Origin of the sequence: Enterococcus sp. BWR-S5 (assembly GCF_016745255.1) — a bacterium.
GTDB lineage: Bacteria > Bacillota > Bacilli > Lactobacillales > Enterococcaceae > Enterococcus_L.
Genome location: NZ_JADOEQ010000006.1, coordinates 158,059 through 182,410 on the forward strand (window position 1 = coordinate 158,059; position 24,352 = coordinate 182,410).

At 40.0% G+C, this 24,352-nt stretch carries 22 protein-coding genes; 21 read left to right on the plus strand and 1 reads right to left on the minus strand.

The window, feature by feature from the left end; all coding sequences use genetic code 11:
• Nucleotide 1: 1 nt before the first annotated feature.
• The 13 genes from IW510_RS09315 (at nt 2) to IW510_RS09375 (ending at nt 14,317) form a co-directional block, all read left to right on the plus strand.
• Entirely contained in the window at nt 2–604 is a 603-nt protein-coding gene (locus IW510_RS09315; protein ID WP_202058894.1) for a DUF443 family protein, read from the plus strand.
• A gap of 146 nt (nt 605–750) precedes the next feature.
• Entirely contained in the window at nt 751–1,377 is a 627-nt protein-coding gene (locus IW510_RS09320) for a DUF443 family protein (protein ID WP_330932646.1), read from the plus strand.
• Nucleotides 1,378–1,477: 100 nt separating this feature from the next.
• Nucleotides 1,478–2,107, plus strand: a complete 630-nt coding sequence (locus tag IW510_RS09325; RefSeq protein ID WP_202058898.1) for a DUF443 family protein — start codon at nt 1,478–1,480, stop codon at nt 2,105–2,107.
• 214 nt (nt 2,108–2,321) lie between these two features.
• Complete coding sequence (locus IW510_RS09330) at nt 2,322–2,633, plus strand: DUF4176 domain-containing protein (protein ID WP_202058900.1); 312 nt, start codon at nt 2,322–2,324, stop codon at nt 2,631–2,633.
• 119 nt (nt 2,634–2,752) lie between these two features.
• The gene (locus tag IW510_RS09335) at nt 2,753–3,286 is read left to right on the plus strand and encodes a hypothetical protein (RefSeq protein WP_202058902.1); all 534 of its coding nucleotides are present in this window, start codon (nt 2,753–2,755) and stop codon (nt 3,284–3,286) included.
• A gap of 204 nt (nt 3,287–3,490) precedes the next feature.
• On the plus strand, nt 3,491–4,006 hold the full coding sequence (locus tag IW510_RS09340; protein ID WP_202058904.1) for a hypothetical protein: 516 nt from the start codon (nt 3,491–3,493) through the stop codon (nt 4,004–4,006).
• Nucleotides 4,007–4,491: 485 nt separating this feature from the next.
• Complete coding sequence (ilvD, locus tag IW510_RS09345) at nt 4,492–6,183, plus strand: dihydroxy-acid dehydratase (RefSeq protein ID WP_202058906.1); 1,692 nt, start codon at nt 4,492–4,494, stop codon at nt 6,181–6,183.
• A gap of 162 nt (nt 6,184–6,345) precedes the next feature.
• Nucleotides 6,346–8,034 carry a biosynthetic-type acetolactate synthase large subunit gene (ilvB, locus tag IW510_RS09350; protein ID WP_202058908.1) on the plus strand — a complete coding sequence of 563 codons (1,689 nt, stop codon included), beginning with the start codon at nt 6,346–6,348 and terminating at the stop codon, nt 8,032–8,034.
• Nucleotides 8,035–8,517 carry an acetolactate synthase small subunit gene (gene ilvN, locus IW510_RS09355; RefSeq protein WP_202058916.1) on the plus strand — a complete coding sequence of 161 codons (483 nt, stop codon included), beginning with the start codon at nt 8,035–8,037 and terminating at the stop codon, nt 8,515–8,517.
• Nucleotides 8,518–8,625: 108 nt separating this feature from the next.
• A complete protein-coding gene (gene ilvC, locus IW510_RS09360; protein ID WP_202058918.1) occupies nt 8,626–9,621 on the plus strand; it encodes a ketol-acid reductoisomerase in 996 nt (331 codons plus the stop codon).
• A gap of 35 nt (nt 9,622–9,656) precedes the next feature.
• Nucleotides 9,657–10,910, plus strand: coding sequence for a threonine ammonia-lyase IlvA (gene ilvA, locus IW510_RS09365; protein ID WP_202058919.1), 1,254 nt, complete (start codon nt 9,657–9,659; stop codon nt 10,908–10,910).
• Between the two features lie 300 nt (nt 10,911–11,210).
• Nucleotides 11,211–13,112, plus strand: coding sequence for an acyltransferase family protein (locus IW510_RS09370; RefSeq protein ID WP_202058920.1), 1,902 nt, complete (start codon nt 11,211–11,213; stop codon nt 13,110–13,112).
• 188 nt (nt 13,113–13,300) lie between these two features.
• Nucleotides 13,301–14,317 (plus strand): zinc-binding alcohol dehydrogenase family protein, encoded by a 1,017-nt coding sequence (locus IW510_RS09375; RefSeq protein WP_202058921.1) that lies wholly within the window; start codon nt 13,301–13,303, stop codon nt 14,315–14,317.
• Between the two features lie 209 nt (nt 14,318–14,526).
• On the opposite strand, the gene IW510_RS09380 is transcribed toward IW510_RS09375, so the two are convergent.
• The gene (locus tag IW510_RS09380) at nt 14,527–15,342 is read right to left on the minus strand and encodes an NUDIX domain-containing protein (protein WP_202058922.1); all 816 of its coding nucleotides are present in this window, start codon (nt 15,340–15,342) and stop codon (nt 14,527–14,529) included.
• A 437-nt stretch (nt 15,343–15,779) separates the two neighbouring features.
• Here IW510_RS09380 and abc-f point away from each other — a divergent pair, with 437 nt between their 5' ends.
• From abc-f to IW510_RS09420, 8 genes are all read left to right on the plus strand, one after another.
• On the plus strand, nt 15,780–17,333 hold the full coding sequence (gene abc-f, locus IW510_RS09385; RefSeq protein ID WP_202058923.1) for a ribosomal protection-like ABC-F family protein: 1,554 nt from the start codon (nt 15,780–15,782) through the stop codon (nt 17,331–17,333).
• 440 nt (nt 17,334–17,773) lie between these two features.
• Nucleotides 17,774–18,346, plus strand: coding sequence for a TetR/AcrR family transcriptional regulator (locus IW510_RS09390; RefSeq protein ID WP_202058925.1), 573 nt, complete (start codon nt 17,774–17,776; stop codon nt 18,344–18,346).
• The gene (locus tag IW510_RS09395; protein WP_202058927.1) at nt 18,343–18,588 is read left to right on the plus strand and encodes a zinc ribbon domain-containing protein; all 246 of its coding nucleotides are present in this window, start codon (nt 18,343–18,345) and stop codon (nt 18,586–18,588) included. The genes IW510_RS09390 and IW510_RS09395 overlap by 4 nt, the downstream gene beginning before the upstream one ends.
• Nucleotides 18,589–18,593: 5 nt before the next feature.
• Nucleotides 18,594–18,857, plus strand: a complete 264-nt coding sequence (locus IW510_RS09400) for a TfoX/Sxy family DNA transformation protein (RefSeq protein ID WP_236674682.1) — start codon at nt 18,594–18,596, stop codon at nt 18,855–18,857.
• Between the two features lie 290 nt (nt 18,858–19,147).
• Nucleotides 19,148–20,572, plus strand: coding sequence for a PTS mannitol transporter subunit IICB (locus IW510_RS09405; protein WP_202058929.1), 1,425 nt, complete (start codon nt 19,148–19,150; stop codon nt 20,570–20,572).
• Between the two features lie 43 nt (nt 20,573–20,615).
• Nucleotides 20,616–22,709: a BglG family transcription antiterminator gene (locus tag IW510_RS09410; RefSeq protein ID WP_202058931.1), complete on the plus strand. Its 2,094-nt coding sequence runs from the start codon at nt 20,616–20,618 to the stop codon at nt 22,707–22,709.
• Nucleotides 22,710–22,739: 30 nt separating this feature from the next.
• The gene (locus tag IW510_RS09415) at nt 22,740–23,171 is read left to right on the plus strand and encodes a PTS sugar transporter subunit IIA (protein ID WP_202058933.1); all 432 of its coding nucleotides are present in this window, start codon (nt 22,740–22,742) and stop codon (nt 23,169–23,171) included.
• Complete coding sequence (locus IW510_RS09420; protein WP_202058936.1) at nt 23,168–24,316, plus strand: mannitol-1-phosphate 5-dehydrogenase; 1,149 nt, start codon at nt 23,168–23,170, stop codon at nt 24,314–24,316. The genes IW510_RS09415 and IW510_RS09420 overlap by 4 nt, the downstream gene beginning before the upstream one ends.
• Nucleotides 24,317–24,352: the final 36 nt, after the last annotated feature.

The window sequence follows — 24,352 nt, forward strand, 5'->3', positions numbered from 1 at the left end:
TATGACAAGATATAAGAAAGTAGACGTAGGCAACAAAGCATATACGATTGATTTAGATACAAATAAAATAACTTGGATAATTCCATGGCTAATTTGGTTACTTCCAAACCAAGTATATGTTGAATCAAGCAAGCAACCTATTGAAGAAAAAGAAAAAAAACCGAAAAAGGGAAGTATTATTTTAGGTAGCTCAGCTTTGGCCAGTGTTCTAATTAGAAATACAGATAAGAGCTTTGGAGAGATTCCTAGCTTGGCTGCCTATCCATTATTAACTAGCTTCATAATTTTAGGTGTTTCTATAGGTATCTTTTGCTATAGATATTATTTCTTTAAAAAAGAAGAACTGAGTGCTGGTGATTGGAAATCAAAAAGCAGCGATGCTTTGTTAATAAAGTTAAATCATAGACCTGCAAAGCTGATTATAAAAGTGTTGTTTGGCGTGTTTTTCATGAGTCTAATTTTATATTTCTTTGTGAGTATCTTCATCACAAAAGGCAATATTTTAGGTCTAGGTATTTATTGCTTCTTATTGCTGAACATAGTATTTAGAAATTATTATGAAGGCGTTCCAGTAAGTGCTGATTTTTCTATACTTAAAAAGTAGCTGAATAATTTCGATGGGTTGTCTAGTTCTAGTAGATAATAAAACCTAAAAAAATTGATGTGAGGGATATAGTGTACAGACATTATTAATCTTAGAATCTTAAGAAAGAATAATAAGATGATGAAACAGGTAAGGAGGATAAAGTAATTTTACAACAATCAGTTAATAAACGATATCGCTTGTTAACCTTGGACAACAAGAATTACTTACTCGATTCAGATACAAATAGACTTATTTGGTTGTTCCCATGGCTTATCTGGTTATTCGCATTTGCCGCATATGAAATTAAAAATACGGATATGTTACTAGCAGAAAAAAAGAGTTCAAAAAAAAGCAGTGAAGGAAAGCTGATTTTGATGGCATCAGTTTTTACAGCTGTTATGGTTCGATTGGTACCAGCTGAAATTTTTACAGGTAAACCTTTTCCAGGAAATGAACTATTGCTAAGTATATTTATGATTGTATTATTTCTATATCTTCTGTTTTTGAGAAATCAATTATCCAAGAAAAATGAACATAAGGGGAAGATTGACAAGGCAGTAAAAATCAAACTGAATTTTTTTAAATTTTTAAAAGACAATATTAAGTTTATTCTAGTATTCGCATTGGGAATACTAATCAGTGTACTACTTTATGTAGAAACAATTTGGTTGTTTATAATCGGTGGAAATCCACTTTCCCTCTTCCTATTTTTGATAGTGTATATCTTTCTCCTGTTTGCTAATCAGACAATAAAAGCACCAGAGGTATACGAGGTGCTGATTGAAGAATGAAATTTCTCAAAAAAAAAGAATTTTGTAGGATTTACAAATGATGAAAGCATCGAAAGTATTTCTACCTGTATGGAGTATGTTGACAGATTGGTGACGATAAATGGAAATAACAAAAACAGAAAATAAGCGCTATAAGCAGTTGACGTATAATGGCAAGAGCTATCTGCTGGATATGGATAGTAACAAGCTAACATGGTTCTTCCCGTTTTTAGTCTGGTTTTTTCCAATCAAAGGATACCAAGATGCCACACTGCCGCTTGAGAAAACGGAAAAGCCGAAAAAAGGTGGCGGTCTTATATTACTATCTTCTGTTTTATCAGGAATCATGATTAGAATGACAAATAGAGGGTTTGGAGATTTATCAGTATATGAGAATTATCAACAATTTTTTTTGCTCTTACTAAGCAGTTTAACGGGTGCTGTTTTTCTTGTTCGTTATATCTATCGTTATAAGAAAAGTCAGATTCCACTAGGTGAAAAAATTTTTTATATCAAAATTCGTTTTGAAAAAGGTATTATTGGAAAAGTGATTTATGGATATAAGCTACTGGTCCTTACATTTCTTTCCTACGTAATTCTTGTTTTCTTGATTTATACTTTTTTTGATTCTTATCCAAACATAATTGTGGTTTTCCCAATTCTTCTCGTGGAGTACTTCATTTTGATTATAAACACCACTATTCTACCTCCTGAGAAGGATTATGCAATTGAAATCTCACAAAAAAAATGAAGGTTTATCAAGTATATGAATTACATTGACAAGTGGAGGATATATGCTAGAGGCTGTAAAATGGAGTAAGAGTCAGTTCTAAGAATACAACGAAAACCAACCAATAATTTTAGAAACATAAAAAAAGGTAAAAACGCAAATGGAAGATACAAGTTACCTAGCTATATTTCCATAACTAAAAATCAAAAATTAAAATTAAAAGGAGAAAGAAGATATGTTAGCATTAGGAACAATTGTTTACTTAAAAGAAGGCAGACAAAAAATTATGATTATTAATAGAGGGCCAATTGTAGAGAAAGCCGACATTCAATTTTTATTTGATTATGCCGGGTGTATTTATCCTATCGGAATGAATCCGGAGCAGGTCTTATATTTCAACGAAGAGAATATCGATCGCATCCTATTCGAAGGATACAAGGATGAGGATGAGCAGCGCTTTAGTGAGCTATACGAAGAGTCTGTTTCAAAACTGGGTGATAAAGTCAGAAAAGGAACAACCAATTTACGATTGAATAACGAGGCTTAAACATAGAGTGACTGTTTGCAATTGATTTTTGATTGGGAGCAGTTGCTATTTTTTTTTATTTGGCTTTATAATTGTGGAGAGTTGAGCAGCACCAGTCGAATTCCTAAGGAGAGAGGGATATGAAAAAGTACATGCAAAGAGAGAGTCTCTTTATGAGACAATACTACGATATATTTTCAAATGAGCGAAGCATGAGTTGTCATGAAGAGTATTACAAGGCATTAGTTCATTTTATAAAGAGGAATGATCGCTATTTTTCTAAAGAGATAGTAAAGGCCTATAACTTAAATGTTCTTATGACGCTTGAACTGGAAAAGTATCCCATTGCTCCATCAATATTTTCTTTGACGCAAGAACAAGTGAGGTGTTCCGGACAAACCTATAGCTCAGTCGGAAGCTTGGCTATGAGTATCAGTAATATACTATGGGAAATGGTTGCGGTGTATTCCGGAAAAGACTGTCCGATAATTAATGAATACAATATGCGTTATGCGTTAGTAGAGGATTTGAGCGGAGAAGCTTTCATAGTAGAGGAATGTGAGCAATGCGGCTATCTGCAAGGATTAACTGGTCAACCATATGGAGGGACAGTCAAAAAAATTAGCCCGGCGACAATGAGTCAGATAGAACAAGCAATGGACAGGAAAAAATAATTGTTTTCTTCCACGCTTCGGTGTCCCATCTCAGCTCTTGATCATGAAAAGAAATAAGTATACCTTGTTATTTGACCATGTAATTTATATATATTTGGTATAAAACGGTTATCAATTTTATATAGTTTAAGTTTTTTGATTTATCAAGAAAGTAGAATATGATATACTATTTTTGGTAAACTAATCGATTATGAGGTAGATCAAATGCTTATATTCTTAGTAGGAATTTTAGGAGTAGTCGTGGGAGCAGCTGTTGTGGCAATAAGTGTTGCACTGCGGATGTCCTATGAGGACAAAAGAGACATGCGCCGGCGAGAGCTGGAAAACTATGTAAAAGAAATCGAATGCTTGAATCTGTTGAACAAGAAAATCAACGAGATTCTGCAAAAAAGAGATATCTATATTGATAAGTCTGTCCATTTTCTTTCTGTAGACGACTGCTATATTAGTATAGATGATTTTATCTATCTGGAATCATTTTCTGCTCAAAATAATTTTTATCTGCCTACTTATTTGATTGATGTATTCTTCAAAAAAATTACGCATCGAAAGGTCATTTTGACACCGGATGAAATTGCTTCTATAGGAGGAAATACCTATAAAGGCGGCCGTGTCATTTTAGAAAACTTTTCTGAAGAACTTTTGACGATTATTGAAGATAAAAAACGTCAGATGAAGCGTCTGTCAAATAAGCCATTGCACTATTTCAGAAATGTGTAACCTACGATAATCAGATAATTGGGAACTCCGTTTGAGGAGAGACATGGACCAAGCCTAGCTGCTTTCTAAAAGTGGTTGGCTTGGTCTATTTCGTTTATCAAAGAATAGATAGGGAATAAAGAAAGTGGAGATAGATATAACTTACAGGAAAGAAATAAACTAGTTTTTTTGAATTTTCTGAATTTTCTATTGACATTCTAATTTATAGGGTTTATAGTTAACAAAAGCTTTTCGAATTCACATTTTATTTTAATCATTATTGATTTATATAAGAAGGAGAATACCCATTATGAGAAAGACAGCGAATTTTGAATTAGTCATTATTTTATTAAACAGGACTTAGAACACTGAGATTTTTGCAGATGTTTGAGTCCTATTCGTCTTTAGTGAATGGGATTCTTGCTAAAGCATCCCATTGGTGGGGTGCTTTTTTTGTAGGATAAAACACGTTAAATGTTATGAAAACTAGAATTGGAGTGAGGAATATGCGTAGTGATAAGATAAAAAAAGGAATCGAAGCAGCACCGGCCAGAAGCCTGTTGTACGCGACAGGACAGGTAAAAAGTGCCAGAGATATGGAAAAGCCATTTATTGCGATTTGTAACTCATACATTGATATCGTCCCTGGTCATGTGCATTTAAGAGAATTGGCTGACATTGCTAAAGAAGCGATTCGTGAAGCTGGCGGTATTCCTTTCGAGTTCAATACAATCGGTGTTGACGACGGAATAGCCATGGGACATATTGGTATGCGCTATTCTCTGCCTAGTAGAGAGATTATTGCAGATGCAGCAGAAACAGTGATTAATGCGCATTGGTTCGATGGCGTTTTCTACATTCCAAACTGCGACAAAATCACTCCGGGAATGCTTTTAGCCAGTGTTCGAACGAATGTACCGGCTATTTTCTGTTCAGGAGGTCCCATGAAGGCAGGGATTGATCCCCGCGGTCATACAGCAACATTGTCTTCAATGTTTGAAGCTGTCGGAGCCTTTAAAGATGGACAAATGACAGAAGAAGAATTCAACTTTATGGAGCAAAATGCTTGTCCAACCTGCGGCTCTTGTGCCGGAATGTTTACAGCTAATTCAATGAACTGCCTGATGGAGGTTCTGGGGATGGCGCTTCCAGGAAATGGGACGATTTTAGCAGTCTCAGAGGAGCGGAGAGAACTAATCCGCGAGTCAGCTTTCCATTTGATGGACTTGGTGAAGAAACAAATCAAACCAAGAGATATCATTACAAAAGAAGCAATCGATGATGCCTTCGCCTTGGATATGGCAATGGGTGGTTCAACTAACACTGTTCTTCATACTCTGGCAATCGCCAATGAAGCAGAAATCGATTACGAGCTGGAATCAATCAATGAAATTGCCAAAAGAGTACCTTATCTTTCAAAAATTGCTCCTTCATCGGCGTATTCAATGCATGATGTTCATGAAGCAGGCGGTGTATCAGCTATCCTTAAAGAATTGGTTGATTTAGGCGATGCGATTCATCCGGATCGGATGACTGTTTCAGGGAAAACACTTCGAGAAAACGTTGCAGAAGCAACAATCAAAAATGAAGAGGTTATTCATCCGAAAGAAACACCTTACAGCCCTGTCGGCGGACTATCGATTCTATATGGTAATATCGCACCAAAGGGCAGCGTAATTAAAGTAGGTGGTGTTGATCCATCCATCAAGGTATTCAAAGGAACCGCGATTTGTTTTGATTCACATGATGAAGCGGTTGAGGCCATTGATAATCATACGGTGAAAAAGGGTCATGTCGTGGTAATTCGATATGAAGGGCCTAAGGGCGGTCCGGGAATGCCGGAAATGCTCGCTCCAACCTCTAGTATTGTTGGTCGAGGATTAGGTAAGGATGTTGCATTAATTACAGATGGTCGTTTTTCCGGTGCGACACGGGGGATTGCAGTAGGGCATATCTCACCGGAGGCTGCTTCAGGCGGTCCCATCGCTTTAATTAAAGATGGCGATGCAATCGAGATTGACTTGGTGAATCGGACATTAAATGTACAGGTTTCAAAAGAGGAACTGGCAGAAAGAAAAGAGACCATACCGAAGTTCAAAGCAAAAGTAAAAACAGGTTATCTTGCTCGCTACACAGCGTTAGTGACTTCAGCCCATACCGGCGGAATCATGAGGATACCGGAAGACTTGCTGGAATAAGAAAAGTGAAAACGGGTAGCTTCTTTTATCAACGAAAGCAAGAACTGTTAAATAAAAAAATGAAGTGTATTGAGAGTAGGGACGGATGCTGATTTTGGGAATAAGCTGGACGATTAGTATGAAGAAGCAGAGTGTTCGTTACAAGAACAAGGAGGAACATCTATGGAAAATATGAAAAGCGGATCGAAAATATTGATAGATTCTCTGCTTCGACAAGGAGTGGAAATGATTTTCGGCTATCCGGGAGGTGCGGTACTTCCTTTATATGACGCACTATATGACGGAGAGCTGACGCATATATTGACACGACATGAGCAGGGAGCAGTACATGCGGCCGAGGGATACGCCAAAGCAACAGGGAAACCAGGGGTGGTTGTAGTGACAAGTGGACCGGGAGCCACTAATGCGGTGACAGGGATTGCAGATGCAATGAGTGATTCCGTACCTCTAATTGTCTTTACGGGACAGGTAACAACGAATGGCATCGGTAAGGATGCTTTTCAAGAAGCCGATATGGTCGGTATTACGATGCCAATCACAAAAAATAATTATCAGGTTAGAGATACCTGTGACCTGCCAAGAATCATTGATGAAGCCTTTCATATTGCAACAACAGGCAGAAAAGGGCCGGTTGTGATTGATTTGCCAAAGGATATGACAATTGTGGAGGCGGAAGCTGTTCATCCGCCTGAGCTGGTTCTCCCAAGCTATCAGCCGACAATTTATCCAAACAAATTGCAGGTTAAAAAGCTGATGGAAGAGCTGGAGACGGCGAAGAAGCCGTTGGTACTAGCCGGTGCCGGAGTTGTTCAGGCAAATGCGAGTGAAGAGTTGACAGAGTTTGTTGAAAAGTATCAGCTGCCGGTATTAAGCACATTACTGGGCTTAGGTGCGATTCCTTCAGAGCATGAGCTTTTCTTGGGGATGGGTGGCATGCACGGTTCCTTTGCCGCAAATATGGCTCTGACAGACTGTGATCTATTAATTAATATTGGTTCGAGATTTGATGATCGTCTAGCCAGTGCTCCTCAAGAGTTTGTTCCAAATGCGGTCGTTGCACACATTGATATCGATCCGGCAGAAATTGGCAAAATCATTGAAACCAAAATTCCAATTGTTGCAGATGCGAAGGAAACCTTGCTTGAGCTGCTGTCCTATGACAACGCCGGGATTAGTGAGCATTGGACCGACTGGCGCAAAATCAACCTATCCAGAAAAAAACTCCATCCGTTCAACTATGACAGAGAGCAGAAAGAGGAAATCAAGCCTCAGAAGGTTATCGAGTATATTGGTGAATTGACGAACGGAGAGGCGATTGTGACAACGGATGTTGGGCAGCATCAAATGTGGGCAGCTCAATTCTATCCTTTCAAAAATGAGAAGCAATTGATTACGAGTGGTGGTTTAGGCACAATGGGCTACGGCATTCCAGCCGCAATTGGTGCTCAGCTTGGTTGCAGAGATAAGGAGGTCGTCCTTTTTGTCGGTGACGGCGGCTTTCAAATGACGAATCAGGAGATGGCCATTTTGAACGAGTACAAGCTGCCAATCAGAATTGTTTTGCTGAATAACCAATCATTGGGAATGGTTCGACAGTGGCAGGAGAGCTTCTTTAATGAAAGACGTTCAGAGTCAGTCTTTACCAGCCAACCGGATTTCATCAAATTATCTGAAGCCTATGGTGTAAAGGCAGTTCAAATTTCTGATCCTAACACGGTAGAAGAAGAGCTTAAACAGGCATTTAAGGAAGAAGGACCAATTCTCATTGAGGTACGTGTTTCTCAAACAGAACATGTTCTGCCAATGGTTCCGGCAGGTAAGCCAAACTATCAAATGTTGGGGGTGGAGTAAATGAGACGAATTATAACAGCAACTGTATACAATAACTCAGGTGTTCTCAATCGTTTCAGTGGTGTTCTGACTCGCCGACAGGTAAATATTGATAGTATTTCTGTAGGACCAACAGAGCAGGAGAATATTTCAAGAATCACGATTATCGTTCAGATTGAAGGCTTAAGCGAAAGTGAACAAATCACTAAGCAGCTAAACAAACAGGTAGATGTCATTAAAGTTTCTGATATTACCGATGAACCCCATTTGGAGCGTGAGCTGGCTTTGATTAAATTAAATGCTCCGGCAGCCATTCGGTCCGAGTTGTTCTCAGTCATCGATCCTTTCCGAGCGAATGTCATCGATGTTGGAACAAAAACAGTTGTGATACAGGTGACAGGAACCAGTGAAAAAATCAGTGCATTTGTTGACGTGGTTTCTCCGTATGGCATTAAACAGTTGGCACGAACCGGCGTTACGGGCTTTACCAGAGGGAATCACTAAAAAAGCAAGAGTATAAAAGAGAGTAAGAACAGAAGCTAAAGAAGAAGTATATCGCGTTCATTCAGCGGGATTTATATATACTAACTATTAAATGGAGGTTTTACAATTATGGCAAAAGTTTACTACAATGACTCAGTGGAAAAAAATGAACTGGAAGGAAAAACAGTAGCAATTATCGGATACGGTTCACAGGGACATGCCCACGCACAAAATTTACGAGATAACGGCAACCAAGTGGTAATTGGTATTCGAGAAGGAAAGTCTGCTGAGGCAGCGAGAAACGATGGGTTTGAAGTACTATCTGCGGCAGATGCTGCTAAAAAGGCACAGCTTGTGATGATTTTGGCACCAGATGAAATTCAAGGGACACTCTATGATGATGAGATTGCGCCTAACTTGGAAGCTGGCGATGCACTGGCCTTTGCCCACGGGTTCAATATTCATTTTGATGTTATCAAACCTCCGAAGGATGTTGATGTATTCTTAGTAGCACCGAAAGGACCGGGACACTTGGTTCGTCGTACCTTTACTGAAGGTTTTGCTGTACCTGCTTTGTTTGCTGTTTATCAAGACGCAACAGGAACTGCCCGTGACGTAGCACTCTCATATGCAAAAGGGATTGGCGCGACACGTGTAGGTGTTTTGGAAACAACATTCAAAGAAGAGACAGAAACGGATCTGTTCGGTGAACAAGCGGTGCTTTGCGGAGGTTTGACAAGCTTGATTGAAGCTGGATTTGAAACTCTGACAGAAGCTGGCTACCAGCCGGAGCTTGCCTATTTTGAAGTTTGCCATGAAATGAAACTGATTGTTGACCTGATTTATGAAGGAGGCTTTGAGAAAATGCGTAATTCTATCTCAAATACTGCCGAGTATGGTGACTATGTTTCAGGACCTCGTGTAATCACAGAGCAGGCAAAAGCCAATATGAAAGATGTACTGACAGATATTCAAAATGGTAATTTTGCAAAAGGCTTTGTTGATGATAACAAGAATGGCTTCAAAGAATTCTATAAGATGAGAGAAGAAAATGCCGGTCATCCAATTGAAAAAGTTGGTGCTGAGCTGAGAAAGATGATGCCATTTGTTTCTCAAAATGACTAATCCAACGTTTCAGATAAAGAGGTGAGGAAAAGTTAATGGAGCTGACAAAAGAAAAAATCGACAGTGCGCATGAGGTGCTGAAGAACGTCGTGACCAAGACACCTCTTCAATACGATATGTACCTTTCTCAAAAATATCAGTGCAACGTGTACCTGAAAAGGGAAGATTTGCAAAAGGTTCGGTCCTTTAAGCTTCGTGGTGCCTATTATGCCATTGCCCAGATTGCACCTGAGGTATTAGGTAATGGTGTTGTCTGTGCCAGTGCCGGTAATCATGCACAAGGAGTTGCTTATACTTGTAGAGAGATGAAAATACCTGCAACAATTTTTATGCCGACTACAACGCCGCAGCAAAAAATATCTCAGGTTCAGTTCTTTGGTGGAGATGAAGTGACAATACAATTGGTAGGAGACACCTTTGATGCTTCGGCGGCAGCCGCAAAGGAGTTTGCGTTAAAAAACAAACAGACCTTTATTGATCCGTTTGATGACTTAAATATCATGGCAGGACAGGGAACTGTTGCGGTAGAAATCTTTAATAAGGCAAAGGAAGAAGACATTCAGGTTGATTATCTTCTGGCTGCGATTGGTGGAGGCGGATTAATCAGCGGGTCGGCGGTGTACACGAAAAGTGTCAGTCCGGTAACTGAAGTAATCGGCGTGGAGCCGAAGGGCGCTCAGTCAATGCGGGCAGCCTTTGAAGAGGGAACGCCCATAGAGTTAACAGAGGTTGAAAAATTTGTTGATGGAGCCGCAGTGAAAAAGGTTGGTGGGAAGACCTATTCACATGCAGCAGAAACCGTTGATCGATTGATTTCTGTCGACGAGGGACAGGTCTGTTCGACCATTCTTGAGCTATATTCAAAGCAGGCAATCGTAGTGGAGCCTGCCGGTGCGTTAAGTGTGGCAGGATTAGAACAAATGAAGGAAGAAATAAAAGGGAAGACAGTTGTCTGCATTATTAGCGGAGGAAACAATGATATCAATCGAATGGCGGAAATTGAAGAGCGATCATTGATTTTCGAAGGACTTAAGCACTATTTTGTGATTAACTTTCCACAACGTCCGGGAGCGTTGAAGGAGTTTGTAAATGATGTATTGGGACCAGACGACGATATCACTCGTTTCGAATATACAAAAAAAGTAAACAGAGGAACAGGACCCGTCATTTTAGGGGTTTTACTGAAGAGGAAGGAAGACTTAGCTCAATTGATGGATAGACTTTATGTATTTGATCCAACATATATAGATTTAAGTGAAAATCCTTCGCTTTATACACTTCTTGTTTAATTAATTATTTTAACAAAAAGAGATTTATGTGTAGAATACGCATGAATCTTTTTTTGTTATTTTATAATTTTAATTAGATGATATTATAGAATGAAAAATTATTTCATTTCCCTTTGGTTTTTAGTAGGAAAATGATGTTTTGCTATTACTATAAAGAATTAGTAAAATTTTGTTGAAAGCACGAAAGAGTGCTTGCCATTTTTGACGAAAGGACGTATATTTAGATTATCGCTGAAAACAGCATTTAATAATTGAAAATAACTTTTACAAAATAGATTACAGTAAAGTTGGTTAATATAGATGGAGCATAAAAAAAGGCTTGAAAAAAGCCGTTATATTACTGGATTCGATGGAATTCGGACGATTGCAGTTGTCGGAGTCATCCTCTATCATTTGTTCCCGCAAATCATGAGCGGCGGATATCTGGGGGTTCCGATATTTTTTACTCTTTCAGGGTATTTAATTACAGATTTACTACGTCAGGAATGGCTTCAAAATGATGAAATAGATGTGAAGGGTTTTTACATAAGAAGGATGAAAAGACTGTATCCCGGTCTAGTGTTCATGCTGATTTCCTCTTCAGCATATATTGCTCTTTTTCAAAGAGATTTACTGAATAACCTGCGAGGTGTCGTCGCCAGCAGCGTGTTATATTATAATAATTGGTGGCAAATTTTTCATGGTTTTTCCTATTTTGATCGTTTTGCTGCTCAGTCCCCGTTCACCCATATTTGGTCATTAGCCGTAGAGGCTCAGAATTATCTGATATGGCCGCTCATATTCATACTTCTAAAAAAATATTTGAAGAGCCCAGGAAAAATAGTAGGAGCAATTTTAGCTGCAGCAGTGGCATCCGGCTTATTGATGGCTGTTTTATATGTACCTGGCGCTGATCCCACAAGAGTTTATTATGGAACAGACACAAGAATCTTTTCGATTTTAATCGGTAGTGCCTTAGCTTTTGTTTGGCCGACCTTCCGCTTGAAAGAGGAGATTCCTGAAAAGGCGAGGCTGCTGCTTAATGGCGTCGGTGGTGTATCCCTAGTTCTGATTGTTCTGTCATTTATTTTTTTGTCGGATCGCTTTACCTTTGTCTATCGCGGCGGTATGTTTCTTCTAAGTATCGTGACAGCTTTACTAGTGGCTGTTACGGCTCATCCCGGTGCAGATATGAACAAATGGCTGACTAATCCTGTGTTTACTTGGGTTGGAAAAAGAAGCTACGGAATCTATCTTTATCAGTTTCCGGTCATGATATTTTATGAAGCAAAGATTACGAATTTAACGGATCATATTTTTCTTCATTCGCTTGTAGAGCTAGCATTGATTCTGGGAATCAGCGAGCTGTCTTATCGATTTGTAGAAAAACCGTTGAAGAATTTCTATTACCGTTATATCCTATATGCACTAAAGGATGTTGTCAAAAAACCATTTATTACCATTCCAAAAGTGACCTTTGCTGTTGGTGTTCTGCTATTTGGTGTAGCTGCCTATGGCTGGGTAGTTGCTCCAACAAATTATGTTACTGCGGATCAGCTTCAGCTTCAGGAGACGATAGAAAAGAATAAAAAGCAGGCAGAAGAGCGAAGGAAGGCAGAGATGGAACAGGCGGAAACGTCTGAGTCAACCTCTGCAAGCTCTGAGGAGCCAGTAGGCGATCCAGCACATTATGGCCTAACCGATGAAGAATGGGCACAGGCGCAAGCCTTGGAAGTGACTGCCTTTGGCGATTCTGTTGTGTTGGACGGTGGTGCAGATTTACAAACTGTTTTTCCAAAAATGATTATTGACGGTGAAGTTGGCCGTCAAGTATACAACAGTGAAGAAGCACTGGAAAAGCTGAAAACAGATAATCAGCTGAAGAACACTGTATTGATGAGTCTGGGGACAAACGGCTCATTCACAGAAGCTCAGTTTGACAGTCTGATGCAGCTGATTGGAAATGAACGGCAGGTATTTTGGATTAATGTCAGAGTACCGACACGACGTTGGCAAAATGAAGTGAATGCAATGCTGAATACAATGACTGAAAAATACAAAAACCTGACACTCATTGACTGGTATGGCTTTAGTAAGGATCATGACGAATGGTTTTACGAGGATCTTGTTCACCCAAATGTTGATGGACAAGTCCAGTACGCACAATTTATTGCTAAATCGTTGATTAACGGTGTAAATGCAGAGAAGAAGGAAGAAAATTAAAAAGATGGAAACGGAGTGAAGGATGCTCTGTTTCCATCTTTTTGGCTAAATAAACGGCTCATGTCAATTGTCTGAAGGGTTTGCTTAAATTTTTATGAAGTAAGTCTGGAGTGGATACTCTTTCTTTGTGTTTTTAGCAGATGAACGGTAAAGTGAAGGAAAATGAGTGTACTGGAGGAGAGTATATCATGGATACAATGAAGGCAGTCCTGTTGAAACGACCGGAAGAACCGGGAAAAACGAATTATTTTGACGATGGAGAAATTGACATTCCTGACTTGATAGAAGAGAACGATTTGTTGATTGAAGTAAAAGGGATTTCAGTGAATCCTGTGGATATAAAAACCAGTAAAAAAAGCTTAGAAGAGCAAAGCTATCGTGTTCTTGGTTGGGACGGTTCAGGGGTTGTCAAACAGATTGGTTCGGCTGTAAAAGCGTTCAGTGTAGGAGATGAAGTCTTTTATGCTGGCGACTATACAAGGTCTGGAAGCTACAGTCAATATCAACTGGTAGACCAGCGATTAGCCGCAAAAAAACCTGAGCAGTTGTCTATGGCAGAAAGCGCAGCCGTTCCTCTAACGACATTAACAGCATGGGAGTCGCTATTTGATCGTTTGCAGATTACGGAGAAGGATCGTGGAAAGAAAATCCTGATTATTAACGGGGCTGGAGGTGTTGGTTCTGCTGCTATTCAGCTGGCTAAGCATGCCGGTCTGGAAGTAATCACTACAGCTTCGAGAGTTGAAACACTTGAGTGGGTTAATAAGATGGGCGCAGACAGAGTCATTAATCATCGTCAATCACTTTCAGAAGAGTTGAGAAAAATTGGGGTAAAGGAGCTTCCTTATATCCTGTGTTTGTATAATCCAAATGTTTACTGGGAGGAAATGGCAAAAATCATTCAACCTCAAGGCAGGATTTGCTCAATCGTTGACGCAGACAGACCTGTCGATTTAAGCCTGCTGAAAAGTAAAAGCGTGACCTTCAGCTGGGAGTTTATGTTTACGCGAGCTATGTATAGGACAGAGGATATGAACCGCCAAGGAGAAATACTGGCTGAAGTTGCAACGCTTTACGATCAAGGAATACTTAGTAAAACGATGACGAAGCATATGCACCCAATCAATGCGGAAAATATTGAGGATGCGCACAAAATCGTTGGCAGTGGCAAAATGATTGGTAAGCTGGTTTTAACAGGTTGGTAGATAAGTGATAATTCTCCTATATGTCATCAAGTAATAAGCTGTAGAGGAAAACCGTTTCAACGTTTCTTATTGCAGCTATAATAAAGATTGTCCAAGAGCAGAAAGAACTTCCTGAAGTCTCTTGTTTCAAGAGTCTTATGCGTTCAATCAAAAAGGATTAGGCAAACATAGGCCTAATCCTTTTTTGAGTTAAAATTCCATAGTATTGCTTAAGCTTCCAGCTTCAGCTTGTAAATTTTTGACGGACGACCAATTCCTACAGGACGTTCACCAATCTCGTCAAAGTATTGCAACATCGCCTTTTTGAAGTTCGAATGGTCAATTGATTTGTAATCCACACCAAGAAATTTGGCAAAGACCTTTCGGGCTTCTGTAATTGTGAAATCTTTTCCTAAAACCTGCAGTACTTGCGGCTCATGCTCCATCTTATTGGCTACTCGATTGAAAGCTTTCAACACAATTTGACTGTGGTCAAAGGCAAGCAGGTTATAATCATCAGCCGACGGATCGTTCAAATCAAGCTGAATCTCAACATCCTCATCGGTAAGAATCAGTTTGTGGCCAACACGTTTCATATTAAACCAGCTGACTTCCTTTGCATCATCTCCGGCAATCAGCGGCTCTTCTCCAATAAAAGCGAGATAGCTGACTGTAACGACCCAACCGCGGGGGTCACGATTTGGTGTACTGAAGGTATGTAGCTGCTCAATGTTCTGTTTGGAAATGATGACACCTGTTTCTTCCTTCGTTTCACGCAAGACACTTTCACCTGTTGATTCATTAGGCATGACAAAACCGCCGGGTAAAGCCCATGAGTTTCTGTACGGATGTCCTTTCCGTTTAATCAGAAGCAGCTTCAGTTGGTCTTCCTCTTTGTTATAACACATCAAAACAATATCAACAGTCAATGAAGGCTTTTCATATTCAGGATGATCTTGTTGGTGATACCACTTTAGAAACTCTACTTCACTGGCTTCCTGTTCAAAATATTGACGTTCTTCTTTTTTTGAAGCAAAGCGAGACAAAAATGCTCATCCTTTCTAAGTATATATAATCTGGGAACTAATTCTTCTCACGGTAAATAGTCCGACCTATCAAGTAATACTTTTTGTAAGTTGCAGGATGTCCTTCGTGAGATAAAAGTAATTTTCACTTTATTTTATCATGTAGCAGAATAAAAACAACTATTGAAAGTTCCCTCTTGTAAAATAATTTTAGTTTTGTTAGACTGTAGGTAACTTAAGAAAGGGAAAGGTACTTGGACTATGGATACTACATCTACTAACTAATAATTTAATATAATTATTAATTCTGTAGTGGATGAGTGTACCCAAAAATAGTGATGACAAGTAATCTTTCATAGCAACAATGATTAGGCTTATTTTGTGTAGTCTTTGATTTGTTATATATGCATAGTAGGGAAACTGTCATCTTCTTCAGAATTGAAGGAGGTTTTTTTGTTATGTCAATAGAATTTAAAAATATAAATATGTACTTTGGTGATAAAGAGCTGTTTGCTGTCGATCATTTTCTGATTCCGACAGGAAGTCGAGTGGGTGTGGTCGGAGATAACGGTTCCGGTAAAACGACCCTGTTTTCACTAATCAAAGGCACAGTGGAGCCGAATGAAGGACAAGTGATTTGCGGGGATCAGGTTGCCTCTATCGAACAGTTGATTGATGCAGACACAACGGATAGTGGTGGTGAGCAGACGAAAAAGAGAATTCAGGAAGCCTTAAAGGGGGCATCAGGTATCTTACTGGCTGATGAGCCGACGAATCATCTGGATAAGAAAGGCATCGATTTTTTAGAGAAAAAATTGAAGCGATATGCCGGTACATTATTGGTGATTTCCCATAACCGTTCGTTCTTAAACAAAGTTGTCAACAAGATTGTTGCCGTGGAGAACGGGACGTTGAAGCTGTATGAAGGAAATTATGATGCCTATTTGGCTCAAAAAAGGGTTGAGGAAACCGAGCATCAGCGTGCGTATGATAATTATCAGCAGGAAAAGCACCGTTTGATTCAAGCAACAGGTGTTGTGAAGGAGAAGAGTCGTCAGACCAGAAAAGCACCGAGACGTATGGGAAATTCTGAGGCTCGTCTGCATAAAATGGGCGACCAGCGAGCCAAAAAGAATTTGGATGATCGAGCTAAAATCATGGAGACTCGTTTAGAAAAGCTGGAAAAAGTGGACAAGCCGAGGGAGAAAAAGCAACTGATTATACCGTTCACTGCAACGCAGAGGCTGCATGCGGTGTACTTGATGACAGCCGATCACTATGATTTGAAGGCTGGTAAAAATCAGCTTTTGGAGGATACATCCTTTCAATTGCTTACAGGCTCAAAGACTGCTCTGCTTGGTGTGAATGGAACAGGAAAGACGACTCTTTTGAAGAAAATACTCAAAAGAGAAGAGGGGCTTTCCTTTGCAAAGGGCGTAAAAATTGGCTACTTCAGTCAGAGCTTTGAAACCTTGGAGGAAGAGAAAACAATTTTTGATACAGTAAAAGAAAGTGCACTCCATGGCGATCAGGCAGTCCGAGATTTATTGGCACATATGCAGTTTCGTGGAGAAGCAATCTTTAAAGAAATTGGCGTATTAAGTGGTGGTGAGCGCAGCAAAGTTGCTATCAGCAAGCTGTTATTAAGCGACTATAATGTCCTCTTGTTGGATGAACCAACCAATCACTTGGATATTTCTTCCATTCAAGTATTGGAGGAGGCGCTGAAAGCCTATCAGGGAACGATTTTATATGTTTCACATGATGAGACCTTTATTGATAATACAGCCACCGATAAATGGCTTATTACAGGTAAGCAGATTCAAACAGAGCAGGATAAAAATCGTTTGAGTGAGCAAGAAGAGCAAAAGGAACAGCAGCGGTTATTACTGGAAACACGTAAAACAACGCTGTTAGGTCAGTTAATCAGCGCCGGTGGAGATGAAAAGCTGGCGATGGAAAAAGAGTTTCAAGAGGTTGTACAGGCGCTAAAGGAATTAGAAGCTAGTTAACGATAGATAGACACAGCGAGGCAGTAACACGCAAATGACTGGGAAGCAACATAGTCATTTGCGATGGACCTGCCTTTTTTTATTCTGAACAACTGAGACTGTCGATAACAAGCCATTCAAGGGAGCAAAAATTTTTATATCACTGCTATTTTTTCTGTCTATTTATTGACAGGTTAGTGTTTTAATTATAAAATGACCGTATAGTCAGTTTTTAACTGCAATGGGTTTACCAAAATTTTATAGGCGCAAATTTGGAGATATTAAGGGTTAGCAATGGAATAACTGGAATACTGTCTAGCTTCACGAGCTAGCTCTCTTCGACAATAAATCGAGTCAATCTCATGATAAAAATCATCCTGTGTCTGACTTGAGCTTATTGCTCGAGAGCTGGACGAGTTCATTCAGCTTTTCTTATTTTTCAAACTGAAAGGGAGCAGGAAATGAAACGAGAAGAGAAAAAGGCCTTGACGAGAAAAAAGATTTTATCCGCAGCAATCGCACTTTACAGTGAGCGAGGCTTTGTTGAGGTATCCATTGAAGAAATCAGTAAAGCTGCCGGTGTGGGAAAAGGAACGGTGTTTCTTCATTATGGCAATCAGGATGAGCTGATGGGAAGAGTGCTGAATCAGCTGCTTGAGACGTTCGATCAAGAGATGGAAAAGAAAAATCATGAAATCCGTTCATTACAAGAATATTTAGAGCTTCATTTGACTGTTTTATCTCATCACGAGGACCTGTACTTCTATTTCATTACACAGCGCCTGCTGCTTGGAAAATCAGTTAATGCTGCATATGTGGGATTACAGGCGGCATTTTCTCACCACTTTAAGCAATCCTTGGAAAAAGAACTGCGTTTACCATTAGATGTTGTGTTTACCAGCTGGATTGGGATGGTTCATTACTATTTAGAGAATCGCGACTTATTCGGCGGAAAAAATATTATTGCTGCAAATAAAGAAAAATGGTTGTCTAATTATCTCAGTTTATTGAACGAAGGAGGAATAAAGCAATGAAACAATGTATCGCTTGCGGAATGCCAATGAGAAAAAAGGAAGACTTTGCCAATCAGGATATGACGAAGGATTATTGTGTGTATTGTGTAAAAGAGGATGGCAGCATGGTTAGTTTTAGTGAAATGGTTGATGGGACCGTTAAGTTTATCATTCAGACACAAGGACTTTCCGAGGAAGCAGCCAGAGAAGCGGCTATTCATCAGTTGAAGCAGCTTCCTCATTGGAAAAATGCAGAGGAGTGAATTTTATGATTAGCTTGGAAGATGTTCCGGGAATCGGACCTGTTACGGTGGAGAAGCTGAAGAAGGTTGGCATTGAAACTCTGGAACAGCTGGAGGAAACTGGCAGTATGACTGCCTTTTTGAAGGTCAGAGAAATGGTTGATAAAGGCGCCTGTCTCTCTTTTCTATATGGGTTGGAGGGGGCTGTGCAGCGTAAGCGAAGCAAAGAGCTTTCTTTCGATACCAAGGAAGAGTTGAGGCGATTTGTTCATTCTCTGGATCAAGAATAAAAGAATAGAGCTATATAAAAACAGACATGAGCGTTTTCAACCGCTTATGTCTGTTTTTTAATGGTCAATAAGTATTTCATATCTTTCTTAAAGATTTTTATATATGGCTCTTTAAGGTTTGTCAAAATGGAGTGGACAAAACTGCATTTTCATTCTCTTGTGAATAGAAACGACAGCGTTTACAATGAAGTTGACAGCAAGAGCTCGTCAAAAATTCGACTGCGCAGTCCGAATGAAAAAAATACATTTTTAGAAAACAGGATGAGTTAAAACTTAAGGAGGAAAAAGTCATGGAACAGACACAAGGGAACATGAAAGTAAAAATCCAACAGTTCGGCAGCTTTTTAAGTGGCATGATTATGCCGAATATTGGCGCCTTCATTGCGTGGGGAATTTTGACAGCGTTATTTATTCCGACTGGCTGGTTACCAAATGAGCAATTAAATGAAATTACCGGCCCGACAATTAACTATTTACTGCCGATATTAATCGGATTTACCGGGGGGCGTCTAGTCTACGATATTCGTGGCGGTGTAGTGGGAGCCATGGTCACCATGGGCGTGATCACCGGATCAAATATCCCGATGTTCTTAGGCGCAATGATGGTTGGTCCGGCAGGTGCTTGGTGCATAAAGAAATTCGATGAGCTAGTTGACGGGAAAATCAAGCCCGGCTTTGAAATGCTGGTTAACAATTTTTCCGCTGGTATTTTGTCTTCTATTTTAGCAATTCTGGCATTTTTAGTAGTTGGACCAGCTGTAGAAGCGTTAAACACCTCTTTAGCTTCTGGGGTAGGATTTCTAATCGATCATTCATTACTGCCTCTGGCCAGTATTTTTATTGAACCGGCAAAAGTTCTATTTCTAAATAATGCCATCAATCATGGTGTAATTAGTCCTATCGCTATCGAACAAGCAGCAGAAACCGGAAAATCTTTGTTGTTTCTGTTGGAAGCGAATCCAGGACCTGGCTTGGGTATCTTATTGGCCTACACTCTTTTTGGTAGAGGTTCAGCAAAACAGACAGCACCGGGAGCAATTATTATTCATTTCTTAGGTGGTATCCATGAAATTTATTTCCCTTATATATTGATGAAACCGGCATTAATTCTATCAGCTATTGGCGGTGGAATGGCAGGGGTGTTAACTTTATCCATATTTAATACAGGGTTGGTAGCACCGGCATCACCAGGGAGTATTTTCGCAATTTTGGCAATGACTCCTCGTGATGGGTACCTTGGTGTCATTTTGGGAATTGTAGCTGCAACAGCTGTCTCTTTCGGCATTTCGGCACTCATATTGAAGACTTCAAAAGAAACAGATACAGATTTGAAGGAAGCTGCAGAGAAAGTCAGCGCGTTAAAAGGGAAGCAATCCACGGCGCAGGTATTAACAGAAGCAGAAGTAACTGAGCCAAGCGACGGTTTACTGACAAATGTTCAGAAAATCATTTTTGCTTGTGATGCAGGGATGGGCTCCAGTGCAATGGGCGCCTCCGTCTTACGAAATAAGGTCAAAAAAGCAGGGCTGGCGATTGAAGTGGTCAACGCAGCGATTGCTCAGCTGCCCAATGATGCGGATATTGTTGTGACCCATAAAGATTTAACCTCCAGAGCAAAAGAAAAGCTGCCAAATGCTTACCATGTTTCGGTAGAGAACTTTTTAAATGGCGATCAATATGATCGATTGGTAGAGGAGCTTACTGCGCAAGGATAGATGTAACATAAAGGAACGAACTGTAAATAAAGGAGGAAGTGCCATGTATCTTTCAGCTAGAGCTAGACTGATATTGGAACAGTTTTTAAGTTATTCACTGCCAGTCAGCTTGAAGAAACTTTCTAAAGAGTTGAATGTCAGCGAGCGGACGATTCGCAGAGATTTGAAAGAGGTGGAGGATACGCTGGCTTCCTACAATTTACAATTAAAAAAAAGTAGCGGAATGTACCATATTCAAGGAACAGACAAGGATATTCAGAATTTTCGCTGGTATTTGCTGGATCTTTCATATAACGAGTACAGTCCTGAAGAACGACAATCCAGAATATTGAAGACATTGTTGAAAGAGAAAGAAGGAGTCAAGCTGGTGGCGTTGGCCAATGAGTTGAATGTAACGGTTTCAACAGTCAGTGGTGATTTAAACAAAATCGAAGAGCAGCTTCCTTCTGAGGTGTCAATTGAAAGAAAACGTGGGGCAGGTGTAACGCTAAAGGCAACAGAAATCAGCAGACGCCATCTGATGAGTGAGATAGTGGGCAGCCAGTTCCCCAACTATCAGCTAATGAAATATTTTCAAGAGCGGGAGCGCTCTGAAACGACCACCACTTGGGTGGAAGAACGTCTGTTGAATTTAGTGGATGAAGAGCTGCTTCAAAAGGTAGAAAAGCGGATTCGAAGCTGGCGAGAGTTGGAAATGATTGAAGTGAGCGATGAAGCATATATTAATCTAATCGTTCATTTATCAATCGCTGCTGAACGAATTATTGATGGCAGCTTTGTACCCGGCTCTCATTATGAGCAAGATATACTCAGCTCTTTAGAGTATGAGACAGGCGTCAAGCTGCTTGCAGACATTCTTGGAGTCAATCAAGAGCTTATTCCCAAAGGGGAAGCGGTTTATGCAGCGTTGTATTTGCAAGGGCTAAAAAGCAATAAGGCCGATCAGGCTTTCTTCGAGAATGAAGATATTCAGGTCATTCTTTTGGCGAAAAAGCTGATTGCAGCAGTGGAGACAAAGCTGGAAAAAGAACTACCAAAGGAGCAGCTTTTAAAGGGATTAATCTCTCATTTGAAGCCGACCCTGCGCAGACTGCAGCAGGGTATGAGAATCTACAATCCTCTGATTCAATCAATCAAACAAGATTATCCTGAGCTGTTCAAGGTGTTACGAACGGCGTTTGACAGTGTTTATTCCGGAGAGCCTGCTCCTGATGAGGAAATAGGCTTTCTCGTCCTTCATTTCGGTGCTGTACTGCTTCAAATGGAGAGTCAAAATGAATTCTCCGGATTAGTCGTCTGTGCCAGCGGTATCGGGACATCACGAATGCTTGTTACAAGATTACAACAAAAAATTCCTCAAATGAAGCAGCTGCAAACCGTTTCTCTATTCGAGTTGGCAAGAAAACGTAAGGAAACGAAGGTTGATATCATCATTTCAACGATTGACCTTGGAAATGTAAACTTCGATTACTTTCTGGTTTCTCCAATTTTAACAGAGCAAGAGCTGCAGCAAATTGATGTCTATTTAAAAAATAAAGAAAACAGCTTTGGCAAAAAGCGAAACAGCAGACCACAGGAAGTACAGGTTGAGGTGACAGTGTTGGAAGCTGTCAATCTACTGAAGGAAAGACAACGCTATCATGATGTTGTTCTTTCTATACTGGAAAATTTCAGCTACATGCATTTGGATGAACAGCTTGGAGCGACTGAGGATATACTACGTGCAATTTGTACCAGATTGCTTGAGAAGGACCCTGCAATAGATGTGGAGCTTCTGATAAGCATCCTAATGAGAGATGAAACGTGGAGTGGTTTCGGTATCCCCAATACGTCAATTGCCATGTTTCATGCAAGAGATGAGATGATTCAGCAACCGTTCTTTCAAGTGTTTCATTTGGCAGAGAAGATAGCGATTAAAGGAATGGACCAGTCAGAGATGAAGGTTGACCAGCTAGTCTTGCTGCTGGCACCGGAAAAATATTCTCAACAGGGACTTCGCGTGCTGAGCTACATCAGTGCATTGTTTGTTGATAACACAGAATTGCTGGAAGTCTTACAGTATGGTTCCGATGAAGAAATTTCTAATTACTTTGTTCGAACACTACTGGACTTTTTATCCGTACAAATCGAATCTTAAAAAGTTATACCTTCAGAAAGGGATGGTTAGATGGAAATAGAATATAGAGATGTGATGCTGAATCAATCATTTGATAATAAACGAGAAGCAATTATTAGTGCTGGAAAACTGTTGCAGGAAAGAGGATATGTTACGGGAAATTATATTCCGAAAATGATTGAACGTGATCAAATGACCTCGACTTTTATTGGAAATATGGTTGCCATTCCTCATGGAACAGAAGATAGTAAAGCAGAAATTTTACGTTCAGGTATTGTGCTTATACAGGTGCCGCAAGGTGTTTCCTTTGACGGGAATGAAGTCAAGCTGATTATAGGGATTGCAGGAGCTGAGGGTCAGCATCTGGAGCTGTTGTCAGAAATCGCCATGGTCTGTTCTGAAATGGAAAATGTCGAAAAACTGGTTGCTGCACAAGACAAAGATGCCGTGATTCAACTCTTTGAAGGAGGTGCAGCAGCATGAAAACAGCCGTTCATTTTGGTGCCGGGAACATCGGTCGAGGCTTTATCGGCTGGTTGTTGTCTGCTGCAGGTTATGAAGTGATTTTTGCAGATGTGAATCAACAGATAATTGATGCGATAAATGAAGTACAAGAATACCGTGTTGTTTTAGCAAACGAGCAGCAGGATAGTTTTCTGGTAACAAATATACGTGCATTGAATAGTCAAAATGACCAGACACAACTAATTCGTGAACTTGCCAAGGCTGACATTGTAACAACCGCTGTAGGTCCATCAGTGCTGCTTTATTTGGCAGATGTCATTGCTAAAGGAATCAAATTACGGGCAATTTCTGAACAACCACTAACAGTTATTGCCTGTGAGAACATGATTGGCGGTTCTTCATTGCTGAAAAAAGAAGTCTATCAGTTGTTGGATGACAAAGAAAAAGAATATGCCAATCAATATGTATCGTTTCCTGACTCAGCAGTTGATCGAATCGTACCGGATCAGCAGCATGATGATCTGCTGACAGTGACCGTTGAGCCTTTCTATGAATGGGTTGTAGAAGAAATACCGAATATGAAGCATGCACCTAAGATTCCGGGAATGACCTATGTACCCGATTTGACTCCTTATATCGAGCGAAAGCTATTCACCGTTAATACAGGTCATGCGGTAACTGCCTATTTCGGGTATATAAAGAATATTGACTCAATCGAAGATGCGATTCACAACGAGAAGGTCCTGTTTATTGTTCGAAGTGCATTGGAGGAAACTGGTGCTTTACTTGAGAAGAAATTTCAGTTTTCACATCGAGAGCATCAAGAGTATATCGATAAAATCATCAATCGGTTTAAAAATCCGTACGTTTCAGATTATGTCATTCGAGTGGGCCGTTCACCAATACGAAAAATCGGCGAAAATGACCGCTTTATTCAACCGGCGAGGCAGTTTGTCGAAGCCTTCAATGAAACGCCAAAAGCTTTAGCAATAGCCATTGCAGCTGCATTGAAGTTTGAGAACCCCTCTGATGCTGAGGCCTGTGCGTTACAGGAAGCGATTGAGGAAAGTGGGCTTGAAGCGGCAATTGAACTATATACAGGATTGAAGCCGTATACCAAGCTGTTTGAAAAGGTGACAGAATCTTATTATGAGTTGATTTAATAGAGTAAAGAACGATGGAGAACTTGCCATTGTTCT

Coding starts and splice junctions, on each gene's coding strand:
- IW510_RS09315 (WP_202058894.1), top strand. CDS start 2: ATGACAAGATATAAGAAAGTAGACGTAGGCAACAAAGCATATACGATT.
- IW510_RS09325 (WP_202058898.1), top strand. CDS start 1,478: ATGGAAATAACAAAAACAGAAAATAAGCGCTATAAGCAGTTGACGTAT.
- IW510_RS09330 (WP_202058900.1), top strand. CDS start 2,322: ATGTTAGCATTAGGAACAATTGTTTACTTAAAAGAAGGCAGACAAAAA.
- IW510_RS09335 (WP_202058902.1), top strand. CDS start 2,753: ATGAAAAAGTACATGCAAAGAGAGAGTCTCTTTATGAGACAATACTAC.
- IW510_RS09340 (WP_202058904.1), top strand. CDS start 3,491: ATGCTTATATTCTTAGTAGGAATTTTAGGAGTAGTCGTGGGAGCAGCT.
- ilvD (WP_202058906.1), top strand. CDS start 4,492: ATGCGTAGTGATAAGATAAAAAAAGGAATCGAAGCAGCACCGGCCAGA.
- ilvB (WP_202058908.1), top strand. CDS start 6,346: ATGGAAAATATGAAAAGCGGATCGAAAATATTGATAGATTCTCTGCTT.
- ilvN (WP_202058916.1), top strand. CDS start 8,035: ATGAGACGAATTATAACAGCAACTGTATACAATAACTCAGGTGTTCTC.
- ilvC (WP_202058918.1), top strand. CDS start 8,626: ATGGCAAAAGTTTACTACAATGACTCAGTGGAAAAAAATGAACTGGAA.
- ilvA (WP_202058919.1), top strand. CDS start 9,657: ATGGAGCTGACAAAAGAAAAAATCGACAGTGCGCATGAGGTGCTGAAG.
- IW510_RS09370 (WP_202058920.1), top strand. CDS start 11,211: ATGGAGCATAAAAAAAGGCTTGAAAAAAGCCGTTATATTACTGGATTC.
- IW510_RS09375 (WP_202058921.1), top strand. CDS start 13,301: ATGGATACAATGAAGGCAGTCCTGTTGAAACGACCGGAAGAACCGGGA.
- abc-f (WP_202058923.1), top strand. CDS start 15,780: ATGTCAATAGAATTTAAAAATATAAATATGTACTTTGGTGATAAAGAG.
- IW510_RS09390 (WP_202058925.1), top strand. CDS start 17,774: ATGAAACGAGAAGAGAAAAAGGCCTTGACGAGAAAAAAGATTTTATCC.
- IW510_RS09395 (WP_202058927.1), top strand. CDS start 18,343: ATGAAACAATGTATCGCTTGCGGAATGCCAATGAGAAAAAAGGAAGAC.
- IW510_RS09400 (WP_236674682.1), top strand. CDS start 18,594: ATGATTAGCTTGGAAGATGTTCCGGGAATCGGACCTGTTACGGTGGAG.
- IW510_RS09405 (WP_202058929.1), top strand. CDS start 19,148: ATGGAACAGACACAAGGGAACATGAAAGTAAAAATCCAACAGTTCGGC.
- IW510_RS09410 (WP_202058931.1), top strand. CDS start 20,616: ATGTATCTTTCAGCTAGAGCTAGACTGATATTGGAACAGTTTTTAAGT.
- IW510_RS09415 (WP_202058933.1), top strand. CDS start 22,740: ATGGAAATAGAATATAGAGATGTGATGCTGAATCAATCATTTGATAAT.
- IW510_RS09420 (WP_202058936.1), top strand. CDS start 23,168: ATGAAAACAGCCGTTCATTTTGGTGCCGGGAACATCGGTCGAGGCTTT.